Annotated in this window: 11 protein-coding genes; 5 read left to right on the top strand and 6 right to left on the bottom strand. The window is 43.4% G+C overall.

Annotation, left to right across the window (positions count from 1 at the left end; genetic code table 11):
* Positions 1-155 precede the first annotated feature (155 nt).
* From pnuC to BIW53_RS17465, 3 genes are all read left to right on the top strand, one after another.
* On the top strand, positions 156-791 hold the full coding sequence (gene pnuC / locus BIW53_RS17475) for a nicotinamide riboside transporter PnuC (RefSeq protein WP_070993302.1): 636 nt from the start codon (positions 156-158) through the stop codon (positions 789-791).
* A 44-nt stretch (positions 792-835) separates the two neighbouring features.
* A complete protein-coding gene (locus BIW53_RS17470; protein WP_070993301.1) occupies positions 836-1,219 on the top strand; it encodes an MmcQ/YjbR family DNA-binding protein in 384 nt (127 codons plus the stop codon).
* A gap of 450 nt (positions 1,220-1,669) precedes the next feature.
* Positions 1,670-2,119: an Hsp20 family protein gene (locus BIW53_RS17465; RefSeq protein WP_070993300.1), complete on the top strand. Its 450-nt coding sequence runs from the start codon at positions 1,670-1,672 to the stop codon at positions 2,117-2,119.
* Between the two features lie 71 nt (positions 2,120-2,190).
* Here BIW53_RS17465 and BIW53_RS17460 read toward each other — a convergent pair whose 3' ends face one another.
* The 3 genes from BIW53_RS17460 to BIW53_RS17450 form a co-directional block, all read right to left on the bottom strand.
* Positions 2,191-3,135 (bottom strand): bile acid:sodium symporter family protein, encoded by a 945-nt coding sequence (locus BIW53_RS17460; RefSeq protein ID WP_070993299.1) that lies wholly within the window; start codon positions 3,133-3,135, stop codon positions 2,191-2,193.
* A 112-nt stretch (positions 3,136-3,247) separates the two neighbouring features.
* Complete coding sequence (locus BIW53_RS17455) at positions 3,248-5,578, bottom strand: TonB-dependent receptor (protein WP_070993298.1); 2,331 nt, start codon at positions 5,576-5,578, stop codon at positions 3,248-3,250.
* Between the two features lie 62 nt (positions 5,579-5,640).
* Positions 5,641-6,792, bottom strand: a complete 1,152-nt coding sequence (locus BIW53_RS17450; RefSeq protein WP_070993297.1) for a helix-turn-helix domain-containing protein — start codon at positions 6,790-6,792, stop codon at positions 5,641-5,643.
* 143 nt (positions 6,793-6,935) lie between these two features.
* Here BIW53_RS17450 and BIW53_RS17445 point away from each other — a divergent pair, with 143 nt between their 5' ends.
* Positions 6,936-7,628 carry a hypothetical protein gene (locus BIW53_RS17445; RefSeq protein WP_070993296.1) on the top strand — a complete coding sequence of 231 codons (693 nt, stop codon included), beginning with the start codon at positions 6,936-6,938 and terminating at the stop codon, positions 7,626-7,628.
* 9 nt (positions 7,629-7,637) lie between these two features.
* On the opposite strand, the gene BIW53_RS17440 is transcribed toward BIW53_RS17445, so the two are convergent.
* A complete protein-coding gene (locus BIW53_RS17440) occupies positions 7,638-8,375 on the bottom strand; it encodes a substrate-binding periplasmic protein (RefSeq protein WP_070993295.1) in 738 nt (245 codons plus the stop codon).
* A 271-nt stretch (positions 8,376-8,646) separates the two neighbouring features.
* Positions 8,647-9,003 (bottom strand): RidA family protein, encoded by a 357-nt coding sequence (locus tag BIW53_RS17435; protein ID WP_070993294.1) that lies wholly within the window; start codon positions 9,001-9,003, stop codon positions 8,647-8,649.
* Positions 9,004-9,345: 342 nt separating this feature from the next.
* Between BIW53_RS17435 and BIW53_RS17430 the strand changes: the two genes are divergently transcribed.
* Positions 9,346-11,595: a cytochrome c peroxidase gene (locus BIW53_RS17430; protein WP_245699473.1), complete on the top strand. Its 2,250-nt coding sequence runs from the start codon at positions 9,346-9,348 to the stop codon at positions 11,593-11,595.
* Positions 11,596-11,673: 78 nt separating this feature from the next.
* On the opposite strand, the gene BIW53_RS17425 is transcribed toward BIW53_RS17430, so the two are convergent.
* Complete coding sequence (locus tag BIW53_RS17425; RefSeq protein WP_070993293.1) at positions 11,674-13,365, bottom strand: hemolysin D; 1,692 nt, start codon at positions 13,363-13,365, stop codon at positions 11,674-11,676.
* Positions 13,366-13,442 lie beyond the last annotated feature (77 nt).

The following is a 13,442-nucleotide window of genomic DNA, read 5'->3' as shown; positions in this document are numbered from 1 at the left end:
ATCATCTAACAAATACATCAGAGATTGAAATTTAACGGGGTTTCACAAGGCACTAATCGCACAATGGTGGTAACATATTGTGACTTAATTCAATTGACTGCGTAAGGATGCGTCAGCATTGATACTCCGTTAATTACAATTGAGCACCAAAATATATGAATGAATTAGTTGGTTTTTTCCAACATGTTATCAGTGGCTTTCAGGCTATGTCGGTTTGGGAGTACAGCGCCGTAGTATTATCAATCGCTTACATGTTGCTAGCGATGAAACAAAGTGCTTGGTGCTGGGTTGCAGGCGGTGTGAGCACTTTGATTTATACCTTGCTGTTTTTCAACGGTGCGTTGTTGATGGAGTCATTGCTTAACTTTTTCTATATGGCGATGGCGGTTTATGGCTGGTGGCAATGGCGACAAGGCCATATGTTGGGAGCAAAATTGACTCTGAATGAGGAAAATCAGTTACCCATCAGCAGTTGGTCACTACACTCTCACGCTTGGTTGATCCTCATCACGAGCATAGTCGCCGTGGCAGTGGGATATGTCATGGAGCATTATACCTATGCGGACTTTGCCTACTTGGACTCCCTTACCACTTGTTTTGGAGTTGTTGCGACTTATCTCCTTGCGAAAAAAGTGTTGGAGAACTGGCTATATTGGGTTGTGATTGATGCTGCATCAATTTATCTTTACGTAAACAAAGGCTATTTTCCAACCGTGGTGTTGTTTGTCTTTTACACGGTGCTGGCAGCAGTAAACTATCTCCAGTGGAGAAAATCCTTACTCAACAACTAATATGAATACATGTGTCACCAGATTCTCAATAACAAGGAGGTTTTATGGATCATCATCAGGCTCACCAGTACTTTATGAGTAAACCCCAAGCCACAGTAAGTCAGCCATTTGGTGAAGGTGTCGATGTATATAAGGTGAAAGACAAGATGTTTGCGACTTTGGCCTTGGGCAAGGATATGGGAGAAAGTAACAGTGAAATTTGGCGGATTAACTTAAAATGTGATCCAGACGAAGCTCAAGCGCTCAGAGATATCTTCCCATCGGTTTTGCCCGGTTATCATATGAATAAAAAGCTTTGGAATACGGTGTTGCTCGACGGCTCAATACCACAAGGGGAGATTGAGCGCATGATCGACAATTCGTACCTACTGGTGGTGAAAAAAATGCCGAAAAAGGCGCAAACGTCACTTTTGCTGCACTTACGCTAAGCCGCTATATGGATTAGGGACTCGTCCCTAACCTTACTTTTGAGCACGGGTGGTTGCTCTATCCCCGCGTTTTGTCCTTACTGAGCTATTCATTACCCCATCGCACACAATATTGACTATCGGCACGATAACTCAGCGAATGCGCTTGGTTGTTAGGTAAGAAGATACCCATACTGCAACCTTGGTTACAGCATCCTATTAATTACTTGTGCTCAAGTACAGATCTCAATGACAAAAGTGGAAAATAAAAATTCATTAAAATCAGTTGGTTATTTTTTTATCTAAAAAAATTTGGAAAAATCTCTTGAAAAGGATTTGCCCCGTCCATAGATAGGATTATGAGGACGCCGATAGGGTCCCAAATTAATTTAACTTTATGTTTTATATGCTGTTTATTGGTTTATTTTAAAGAGTAAGCAGCTTAGTTATTGCTTTATGAGGATACAAATTATGCAAACAGTCGATCTATCTCCACTATACCGTTCATTCATTGGTTTTGACCATTTAGCGTCACTGATGGATGCCGCTGCCCGAAATGAAAAACAGCCTAGTTTTCCTCCTTACAATATAGAGGCACTAGGTAAAGATAAGTATCAGATCACCATGGCGGTGGCTGGATTTGCTGAGCATGAATTATCATTACAGTCCGAAGGTAATGCCTTACTGGTTAAGGGCGAAAAGCAGCAACAAAAAGAGCAAGACGAAGACCGTCGCTTTATCCATCAGGGTATCGCACAGCGCAATTTTGAGCGCAAGTTTCAGTTAGGCGACCATGTAAAAGTACTTGGTGCAGAACTTGAAAATGGTCTGCTAGTGATTGACTTGGAGCGTGAGATTCCAGAGGCTTTAAAACCACGCAAAATTGAAATTGGTACGAGTAAGCTACTCGAGAAAAAATAGCCTGTAACTATTCCTTATTACGTTGTTGATCCTAATCAAGCCGCCCACTGGGCGGCTTTTTGTATCTTGTATTATGAATGTTTTGTATCAGGTTTGAGTTCAGGCTTACTTTCGCAACGTTTGCTCCAAAAGCCCGCCAACATTGACCCACTGACGTTGTGCCAAATGGAAAATAATGTCCCAGCGATGGCGGTTGCGGGGGTAAAAAATTTCATTGCCAGAGCAACAGCAAGTCCCGAATTTTGCATACCAACTTCGAATGCGATGGTTCTGCAGACCGTTTCTTCTTGCTTGAGACATTTAGGTATCCAATAACCCAGTAGCAATCCTATAGCGTTATGCGCTACTACTGCCACAAATACGAGCAATCCGATGCTTTGTAACTTTGTGCTATTTAGCGCTACGATGATAGCAATAATAAATACAATGGTAGTCATTGATACTAATGGTAAATGGGGTTTGATATGACTGAGCTTATCGGCAAAAATACGATTTATCAGCACGCCTAAAGTTACCGGTAGCAGTACTATTTTCAGTAAACTGGCGAGCATCGCTGTAACAGGGATATCAACAACCTGACCAATCAGCAGGGCAGTGAGAAAGGGGGTAAGTATTACTCCTAGCAAGGTACTGATTGCGGTCATGGTGATAGATAAAGCCACATCTCCTTTGGCCAAATAACACATTACATTACTCGCTGTGCCACCTGCCACGGTGCCAACCAGCACCATACCAATGAGCAAGTCTGTATCAAAGCGTAGTAGTGTAGCCAAGACATAAGCCATCAAGGGCATCACTGTAAATTGCAGCAGCACGGCTATCAAAACCGCTTTTTTGTGTTGTATTGCTCGCACAAAATCTTGGGGAGTTAATGTCAGACCCATACTCAACATGATCACCATCAACATGGGAATAATGGCTGATTTAAAATTAATAAACAGGTTTGGAAAAAATAATGCTAGTGCGCTGAGCAATATTGCCCAAACAGGAAACAATTGTGTGATGGCTGTCATGATAAAGGCCGCTTTATTTAAAACTTCTTTTAATTATTAGAAAGATAGTATCTTGTGTTACAACAACTTGCTATGCCAAGCTGCGCCGACCACTTACTAGCTTGATGTCTCGTGGTTAAAATTGATAACTAAACGATAGCCCAAAGCGCCTAGGTGGTGCCAAATAGTACTCCGACACTCCAAAAGCACTGGTAAAATCATTGGCACCAATCACATGGTATTCATCGGTCAGGTTGGTGACAAACGCAGATGCTTTAAGATTCTGATTTATAGGATAACTTACGTAGAAATTTAACAGTGAAATTGCATCTTGTTTAGCGTGCTCGCTGTTAAACACATCATTATAGACCTCGCTACGATAGGCCCAACTTAGCCGAGTTGTCAGCGAGTGTTTGTTGGTGACAGGCCAAAGTTTTTGTAGGCTTAAAGCCGCTGTCCAACGCGGTGTTTTTATCAGTTTGCTGGTGGTCGTTACTTCGGTTGCATTACCTACATCGGTAAATTTGGCGTCGGTGTAAGACACGCTGAAACTGAGATTGGTGGTGTTAGAGAGTAACGCTTCAACTTCTAGTTCAATACCTTTGGTACGCGTATTGCCAACATTATCAATAAATATTTCAACACCAGAGTCTTCACCTGACTCACCACCGCGTAACTGCATGTCTTGATGCTCGAGCAAAAAAGCGGTGCCGTTGAGTCGCAGTTGACTGTCAAACCACTCTGAACGTACTCCCAATTCAATAGAGGTGAGATATTCAGGTTCAAAAGGGCGTGCAGAGATGGCTGAGTTGGCGACACCGTTAAACCCTCCTGATTTAAAGCCGCGTGCGGCATTGATAAAATACATAGTGTCTTTGGATAGCGTATATTGAACTCCCAATAGCGGTGAAAAAACCCGCCAGCTTTTCTCAATGGCGCCATCAGGGCTACTGTCCGTTCGGTCAATTGCGATGGCATCGGCAACATTCAATCGTGTGATAACTTGCTGCTTTTTACGTTCCCAAGTTAAGCGTGCGCCAGTGGTTACGGTCCACTTTGGGGCAAACTGGTAGGTACTGTGTGCAAATAGCGCAATGCTTTGGTTGTCAACGTCATTGTCAAAGCTGTTATCAAGGTCAAGGCCCAGATTGAGAGGATTGTTTGGGCCTCCAATGGATGTGGGGGCGCTCAAAGGAGAACCATCAAGTGGTGCTGCTAGAGTTTCTAAACCCTGATACAGGCCTTCGAGAAATACGAACCTGAAGTCATAATCTATGTGCTCATCAATGGCAAACAAACCTAATAGCCATTTAAAATCATCACTTTGGTTGCCAGAGAGGTTAAACTCATGACTAAGTTGACGTTGAGTTTGTTCATCATGAGTAAAGCCGATATTGACAGGGTTATTGTCGAAATCTCGGCCATAGATGGCATCAAGAGTGCGGTAACTGGTAATTGATTTTAGATGTACTTGCTCGTTGATATCCCATTCAACCGTGCCACGAAAGCCTGTTTGACTTAGGTGGTTTTCATTTTCAGCGGTGGCGGCATTCAAAAAAGGGTCTGCAAAAGTTTGTAATTCAGGGATAGGGTCAACGGCGGGAGAAAGCTGTGCGACTACGTTATAAAGTGAGAGCAAATCCGCATTGTCATTTTTTTTAGACAGCACCGATGGAGCACTGCCATTGTTTTGTAACTGTCTGTCTAGGCTAAACTCAACACTTAGTGTTGCAGAGTGTTGGTAACGCAGCTTTGCTAGCACTGCGAGTTCATCCTGACCACCTTCGAGCTCTCCATTTAACCGCTTAACAAAGCCATCTTCGGTAAATTTGGCAACGGCTACTCTTGCGGCCCATCGCTCACTTAATGGCTGATTGATAAGAAACGAGGCATCAAATCGATTAAACTCACCCGCTGTTAGTTGGGTCCGAATTTGTCGCTGATCGCTCACTTTGCGGGTCAATATATTGATAGCCCCGCCAATTGAATTTTTACCATATAAGGTGCCCTGCGGTCCTCGTAGTACTTCAATTCGCTCTATATCAAGAAAGTTAACAATCGACCCCGCAGAGCGAGCATGGTATACCCCATCGATGTACAAGCCCACGCTGGGATCGGTGGTTGGAATGGGGTCTACTTGGCCTACACCACGCATGGTGATCCCAGCACAGTGGGTGCAACCTGAATTTTCACCGACAGTGGTAATATCTATATTGGGTATAAAATATGCGGCATCTACTAAGTTGTCTAGTGCTCGTTGTTCTAAAAATTGACTCGACATTACTGACACTGAAAGAGGAGTATTTTGTAAGTCTTCTTCTACTTTTCTAGCCTCAACCTTTACATTCATTAGTTCGGTGAGATCTAATGAGAATAAGTCGATGTCGTTGCTGGCGTACATGTGAGGAGAGCAGGCGACAATAGTACAGCCAAATATATAGCGAGCGCGCTTGCTTAATAACATCATGTCATCCTCATTGTTATTGCTATATTCGTCAAGTATAGACCTAAACTAGGGGGGATTTCAGGCTATAACCCTATGTTCTTTTGGAATTGACTCGGTGTCATGTTGGTTCTATTTTTAAACGCTTTATAGAATGACGAGCGGGCATTAAACCCAACTGACATAGCAACGTCTAATATACTGTACTGACCTGTTTGTAACATTTCTTTTGCCGCCTCAATCCGCGCGTTATTTATACATTCGAAAAATGACGTTTGCATGACCTGACTCAGAGTTTGCGAAACATACTGACTAGGTTCACTTATATGCTTAGCAAGTTTATAAAGAGTCAGTTGTGAATCTAGATAAAGCTTATCATTTTCAATTGCTTGTTGTATTTTCTTGGCGATAAGCTGACTTTGCTGTTCGCTCAGTGCAGAGCGTTGATAGCGCGCAAAATGGGTGCTATCTAGGCTGCTTTGTGCTGTTGCTTCGTTATAGACAGGGGCAAATCCTGGTTGTTGGTTTAAACCAAAGTAGCCTAACCACCATATTGTCAACAAACACAGTAGCTGCCCCCAAGCAGCTTCAAATAGAGCAAAGTTAATGTCTGTGATGGCTAACAGTGCCCAAGTACCGTTAATCAACATGATTGCTACGATGATCCGTAACCATTTCAGTTTTTTGTTGGTGAGATCACAAAAAACATGTTTAAGTTTAAGGTGATACTGATGAGTGAGTTTTGCCAGACTGAGTAAATAACCTACTGTCTGTAGCAACCATATTCCAATAACAAGCATGGTTGCGACGCTAATAAATATTGAGAGGTAATTGGGCGTTACATCTAGATTACTGAAAAACATGTCTTGTAACAGTGATTTTGGCGCCAACGCGATGGCAGCGCTAAGAAGCAAACTCGTGAGCGCGGGAATATAGTGCTTGATGTGCGATGTCTTAAAGCGCCATGGTGTACTGGCAACCAGTGCATTTGAGTATAGCCAAAGACTCGGTGCCAACAGTAAAAAGCTAGGCGCCAGAATCGAGATATAGCCAAATTTATGTTGCTCAAAGCCTACAAAAATAGTGCCTCCGGCACTGAGCAAAGTGAGTGCTAGAATTAGAATAAAAAGCGGAATATAAAACGCCTGTTTGCACATTTTATGGGCAACTAAAAAACAAGAAAACCCACCAACACCAAGTGTAATACCTGATAATAGCATTTCAAAAGGCTGAGTCATGAAAATCCCTAATTTTTTATCTTGTTGATTAATATGCTTATATTTATTTTTTATGTCTTTCCTAACTGGCTAGGACGACACTTTAACAGATTGAGCTTAGCATGAGTCTGAATTTAAATTATGGCTTATTTTTTGGAGTTGTTATGGAGCAATCTATTATGCTCGTTAGTCATATCATGGCTGGCACAGTGGCGGTATTTGCCGGATATATGGCGTTGTTTTTGAAAAAAGGGAGTAAGGGGCATATCAAAGCGGGTCACTGGTTTGTTGTCTCTATGGCTCTAATGGCGATATCAGGCGCTGTGGTAGCCTATATTAAACCTATGACGATATCGGTGATTGCGGGGGCCTTTACTCTTTATTTAGTACTCACAGCCTTAGCCGTATTTAGGACAGAAATTCAAAGGGTTGGCGGTTTTAACTATACATTGATGTGTATTGCTTTGCTTATCGGGTTATACAGTATCTATTGCGTATATTTGGTGAGTCAGTCACCGATGGGGCGTTTCCAAGGATTCTCTGCTGAGCCTTTTATCATGTTTGGTGTACTTGCCATAGTCAGTGCAGTACTGGACCTTCGCTATATTAAGGCTAAAGAAATCAGTCAACGCGCGCGGTTAACTCGCCATGTATGGCGCATGTGTTTTGCTATGTTTATTGCGGTGGGCTCATTTGTGGGGCAGGGATTAAAACGTGCTCCAGAAGACATTCGTCATTTTCCTTTAGTTGAATATGCGGATCTTATTATTTTATTGCTCATGCTCTATTGGTTGGTACGTGTTAATCGTTTACTTCCTAGAGCAAAGCAAAAATTACTAAAACGAGCAAAAAGCTAACGGTTCTAATTATTGGAAGGCCGTCAATGAGCTCAGTTGTTGGTAACGACCATCAAGCTTCATCGCTTTGAGCACTTCAGCAAGTTGGTGGGCAAGTTCTGGATGGCGTGGTTTGTTGATATAGGTATGTAGTTTTATCTCAACTAACGCAGGGGAATGGATTTTTATCTCAGTGTATGGTTGGGCCGAACTATGCATTAAACGCTGTGCTGTTGCTCTACTGGTCACTGTGATATCTGCTCTACCGGCCATGATGAGCTCAATGGCTTGATCAAAGTCGTCTACTAAGATCACGTCCTTAAAACGGCTTTGATTTTTATCCAAAAAAGCGGTGCCTCGCTCATAGGCGATGATATAGCGTTTCATGCTTTGCCAGCCATTGACCACTACATCTGATTTGCCTATGACAGATTGATCTATCGTGGCAATGGGTTCGTTGACTCGTGTTAAATTTGGATAAATTGACAGATCTAAATCGCTGACTCTGAATAGCTCACCATCAACTTTGCCCATATTCGCCCAACTCAAACTGCGTTTGCTTGGTAGCGTTATCACAGTAAGCGAGTAGCCCAACTCGGCCATTGCAACGTGCAGTACTTGTACTGTTTTTTGATATAAAGGTGTTCTAGGATCGTTAGTGGTGGCCAAAGTGAACGGTTTTAACGTGTCGCTCTGAGCATTAAGTACTGGGCTAAAAAAACCATGTACAGATAAAAAAGCAACGACCAGACAATACAGCTTTTTCAAGATATATCTTTTTGTTAGCAACAATAATAGTCAGTATAGGCGGTTTTTATTTCGATTTTGTAGTTTGCGGTGAATGGTTTTGCACTGCTGTATCAGTGCGCTGTATTTTAAATAATGACAGCGTTGTGAAGTGTCAAAGGTAATACATGTATCTAGCATATATGCTTGGTTACCTAGGTTATATTCAGCATTTCTCTTTGGTCGAAAATGAGGTTAACTGGTAGACATGAATCCTCATTCTCTTATCAATCGAACAATATATTTGTAAGCACTAACTTTCTTTAACGGCTGCAACTACTGATACTTCTACCAACAGTTCAGGGCGAGCCATTGCGGCTTGCACACAGGCTCTGGCAGGGGCATGACCCTCTGGCACCCAAGCATCCCACACGGCATTCATCTGAGCGAAATACTTCATATCGCTGATGTAGACCGTTGCGCTTAGTAGGTGGTATTTATCGCTGTTGGCCTGTGCGAGTAAATCATCTACTTTGGCAAGCATAGTTTGAGTTTGTTCGGTGATGTCTTTGCTTGCGTCTTCACAGACTTGTCCGCATAAATAAACGGTGTTGTTGTGGGTAACAATGCGGCTCATGCGTTGGTTGGTATGTTCTCTGGTAATCGTCATAACTGCTCCTTGGAAAACCCATAGTTTACACATGTCATTTTTAACTTCGATAGTATTTTATTGGGGGATGTAGATTTTTTGGTTATATGTTCTGATTTTTATGAGCAAAGAGCAATAGCGCATTGTTAACCTTTATTTAACTTTGGTCATAACTTAACCTTTAATCATTGCTAATTATACTGTTGTTTTTGTTTGTTTTTTACTTGCTTTGTTTTTTAAATCTATGAAAAATATACATTTAAATTTATTTTTGCGGTATTTGTATTTAGTATTTTGCAAATGTAAATTTTTTGGGTTAGTTTTCAGGTTTGAGAGCATTCTCAAACAGCAAAGGAAACTAACATGATAACAATGAGAAGACGGATTGCTTTACTGATCAGCCTCTGCGCAGTCGCCAGCAAGGTACTTGCCAGTGATGTACTTCCATCCGAAGAACCTGATTTAGACGCCAAGCTTGCGCAGTTGATAGCGCAGCATGAATTAACGGGAGATTTAACCACCGGCGCAAATATTCCCGCTGTAGATGACCCCGAAGTGCAGCTTGGAAAACTATTGTTTTTTACCAAAGCGTTGAGTGGCAACAAAGATGTGGCCTGTGCAAGCTGTCACCATCCCTATTTAGGCGGTGGTGATGGTTTAGCATTGCCAATCGGTACGCTGGCAAAAGATGAAGATGTATTGGGACCAGGTAGAGAAACCCTAACTGACAATCTGTATATACCCAGAAACTCACCCACAGTTTTTAATGCCTGGACTGAAAAGCGTAGCTTGTTTCGTGATGCGCGTGTCGAATTCTTGGACTGGTTAAACCCCGAGCGGGGTATTAGCACACCGGATGTTCCCTATGAACAGGCAGATCCAAATGCGGGAGATAGCTTATTGCAAGCGCAGTCTCGTTTTCCTGTGATCACCGCTTCCGAGATGCGTGGTTTTGATTTTATGCAGGGGCAGTCAAATGAAGCTGTTAGAGCACATTTAGCCGCACGAATTGGCGACTATGGCAGTGGTCAGGGTGAGTTGTTTAAAAACAATTGGCGAGCGCATTTTGAAAAGGTGTATGGTGCAAGCACTTCACCCGGTGAAGAGGTGGTCACTTTTAACAACATAACTAAAGCGATTGCTGCTTACGAAAAGTCCATGAACTTTACCAATAACCCTTGGTTTGCTTACGTTCGAGGTGATAAGTCAGCGATCACCGAGTCGCAAAAGCGTGGTGCATTCTTATATTTATACCTGCCCCCTCCGCCATCGGATGGCGGTGAACCGCCAACGGATATACCCACACAATGTGTCGGTTGCCACAACACTGACAGCTTTACGCAAACCAAGGTATCTAACTACCATAGGTTGGCGTTTCCACAAATAGGCCCGGGTACAGGCGCGGGAGACACCCAAACCAATGACCTTGGCCGTATGCATCGTAACAACAGTGAGGCTGATATATTTAGCTTCCGCTCTGGAACGCTGTTGAATATTGAAGTCACTGGTCCTTACGGTCATGCAGGTAATTACGATACGCTTGAACAAGTGATGGAGCATTACAATGATTATCGCGCCACATTGCGTGATTATTTCGACAACAAAAGGTGGTGTCAGCAAGCGCAATTTAAGCATCGAGAGGATTGCGAGTCGCTATTCGTAGATGCTGAGATAAATACCGAAGAAGCGGCCAAAATCGTTGATTTTGAAATATCTGACGGGGCCCCAGTGTTGGTTCCTCTGGATCTAAGTGAGCAAGATATCACCGACCTTGTTAACTTTATGAAAGCACTGACAGACCCTTGCGTGAAAGATGCGGCCTGTTTACAGGCTTGGCTGCCACAGCCACATGAAGGTGATCCGGATGGGCTACAACTGCGAGCCAAAAATGAGTTGGGCGTTCCGCTTTACCTTCCAGCTAACTGCTTAGAAGGGGATACTGCAAGCTCTGGTGACACTTTGAAGCTCGACCAAGCGGAGTGTATCAGCGGGCAGATGCAGTACTTTAAAGTACAGGTTAATCATGACAACACCACATTATATTTAAGTACCCGAGGCGCACAAAAAACCACACGTTTACTGTACAACCCAAGACAATGGGCAACTGAAAATAATGCAGTGGTGCGTTCGAAAACCGTGCACGCAGAGCAAGTACTGACCGTTACGCTAAATAAGGGTATTCACTATGTGTCAATCGCAGACTCCAAACCCTATCAATCGGTGATGTTGGCAGCAAGCTATGACAGTGCGCTTAGAGAGGGGGCGAAGAAACCAAAAGAGTTACCGGACACGTGTCGCTCTATGCCACCGCTCAATTATGGCCAATTATTTGATGAACAAGCGGTATGTGCGGGAGCGGGAGATAGTCACTTCTATATCAAAATTACTGAACCAGATAGTCAAGTAGAGATCCGCACTCGTCACGGCTTTGGTAACACAAATTTATATGTAGGGCAGTTTTGGCCAAGTCGCAATTTTTACGACTTTTCTTCACAGCACTCTGGCAGTGATGAATATCTCAAACTAGATGGCCTACAACCGGGTTGGTATTTTGTATCAACATTGGGCGAAGGGGCTAATCATGGCACAACAATCGAGGTAGATATTAAATAATTCTATAAAATAGGCAATGTTAGAGAAAAGGCAGTGGCAAGCTAAATGCTTGCCATCGCCTTTATTTGCGTTTACTTGCTATTGGTTGAGGATCCATTTCGCTGAGCTGTGATTTGGCTCGCCATGACGATTGAGGTGTATGCTGTTATCGCTGCTATCGAGCCAGAAATACTGTTGCCAATAGGTATTTTTAATATTCCAAACACCGCCTTGATAAATAAGCTGATAGGCGGATTGGCGTGGTGAATCAACAAGTTTGGCATAACCAGATGACGTTGCGCTATAGCTGAAAAACAGTTCTGGGTTGTCTTTGCTTCGTAAATAAAATGCGCCGTCCGATGTCGGGACTTTGATAAACTCAGTGGCTGTGCCAGAGGTCGCGACTAATCTGGCGTCATTGGTTAGGCCATTTTTAGTGTGCACAGGTTGGCCGTTTAGCGCCGATTGAAAGCTAATGGTTTGACCTTTGTCGGCCGCTTGTTGTGGAGCTTGCCAGTCACTAGGTGGCGTTTTCCAAGTTAGAGATTTCCAGCGCCAGTTATAAGGCATATCCATGTGTGGGTCATGGAGATCCTCGTACCCAGGCTCAGCTTCAATATTATATAAACACTGGCGACGCTCGGCGTCGAGTTGAGCCACACGTTCTGCTTGGCTGCTGGTGCCGACATTGAGCTCAAGCATACACTCTTCAAGTGTTTTTCCAGGGCCCGTTTCGTTAGGTGCAAGTACATAGGTGTGATCGCGGCGTTGTTGATTGTCATACCAAGTAAGCATGGCTTGCTCATCAAATGAAAGCCAATTATCCACCAGTGTTTGAGCTTCTAATCGAGCGACTTGCTCTCTTTGCTCTGGATGCACCGCCATGGTGCGAATAAATGCAGCCCATAGGTCTTTACTGGCTTCAAGTGCAACCAAAGCAACCGGTTTCATGCTACTGATCTTATAGCTACTCCAACCAGAGTCTAAGCGGGTATTTTCATGCCAGATCACATCGCCACTGCTAAAGTTCAGCACATCTTTAGTGTCATGACTATGCTGCTCGGCACCTTCTGAACACAAGTAAGCTTTAACTTGCCACACTTTTTCGTAGTTATCTTGAGGTAGCCTAACAGTATGTTCTGGGCTAAATGAGTCTTGGAATAAATGGACAGCGCGGCCAAACAAGAAGTAATTATGATCTACGTCTGCTTGTGCGGAGTAGCCTCCACCATCCCAGACCTTAATGCGCTTTTGCTGTGCCATTGCAGCGTCTACAAAGTGTTGAATAAAGCGTTGTTGACCACGGCGAGCCGCGTCTACACCACCTTGACCGGCAACATCATCATAGCGACGCATAAAGTGATCCTGTTGCAAGTCCGCAGGCTCTTGGGAGATGGCACTGAAGCAATTTGGCCCGGTAGGATCAATACTGGCATTGGATACATTGAACCCAGCAATATCAACCCAGCGTTCACCTACGATTGCGGCATACACATTGTCAAAGCGCGGTTGATAATTTGTATTGTTATTGGTGTGTGCGCTGATCTTAGATATTTCACTGTAGGCACCACTTAAGTCGGTATTTTTCGCTAATCCATATTGCCAAGTTGGACGAGGGTCGTTGGGATCTGGGCTAATAATATGCTCGGCATCTAGTAACTCCAAAGCGGCTGTGCGCGTGAGCCACTCATGGCCCATTGGCATAATGCCACCACCGCCTAGTTGCGTAAAAGCAATACTATTGGTTGATGTTGCTAAAGCCATTAATAGGCAAAGGCTGGTCTTTTTCATTGTGTTTCCCGTGTTATTAATAGTTTTTCATTAGTAAACACCAATTTGAGTGTTTACGCTGGGAACACTAAATTATT

This window comes from Pseudoalteromonas byunsanensis, assembly GCF_001854475.1.
In the GTDB taxonomy this organism is placed as follows: Bacteria; Pseudomonadota; Gammaproteobacteria; order Enterobacterales; family Alteromonadaceae; genus Pseudoalteromonas; species Pseudoalteromonas byunsanensis.
Note: the sequence above shows the minus strand (reverse complement) of the source record. Positions and strands in the feature narration are given on the sequence as shown.

Coding starts and splice junctions, on each gene's coding strand:
- pnuC (WP_070993302.1), top strand. CDS start 156: ATGAATGAATTAGTTGGTTTTTTCCAACATGTTATCAGTGGCTTTCAG.
- BIW53_RS17470 (WP_070993301.1), top strand. CDS start 836: ATGGATCATCATCAGGCTCACCAGTACTTTATGAGTAAACCCCAAGCC.
- BIW53_RS17465 (WP_070993300.1), top strand. CDS start 1,670: ATGCAAACAGTCGATCTATCTCCACTATACCGTTCATTCATTGGTTTT.
- BIW53_RS17455 (WP_070993298.1), bottom strand. CDS start 5,578: ATGATGTTATTAAGCAAGCGCGCTCGCTATATATTTGGCTGTACTATT.
- BIW53_RS17450 (WP_070993297.1), bottom strand. CDS start 6,792: ATGACTCAGCCTTTTGAAATGCTATTATCAGGTATTACACTTGGTGTT.
- BIW53_RS17445 (WP_070993296.1), top strand. CDS start 6,936: ATGGAGCAATCTATTATGCTCGTTAGTCATATCATGGCTGGCACAGTG.
- BIW53_RS17435 (WP_070993294.1), bottom strand. CDS start 9,003: ATGACGATTACCAGAGAACATACCAACCAACGCATGAGCCGCATTGTT.
- BIW53_RS17430 (WP_245699473.1), top strand. CDS start 9,346: ATGATAACAATGAGAAGACGGATTGCTTTACTGATCAGCCTCTGCGCA.
- BIW53_RS17425 (WP_070993293.1), bottom strand. CDS start 13,365: ATGAAAAAGACCAGCCTTTGCCTATTAATGGCTTTAGCAACATCAACC.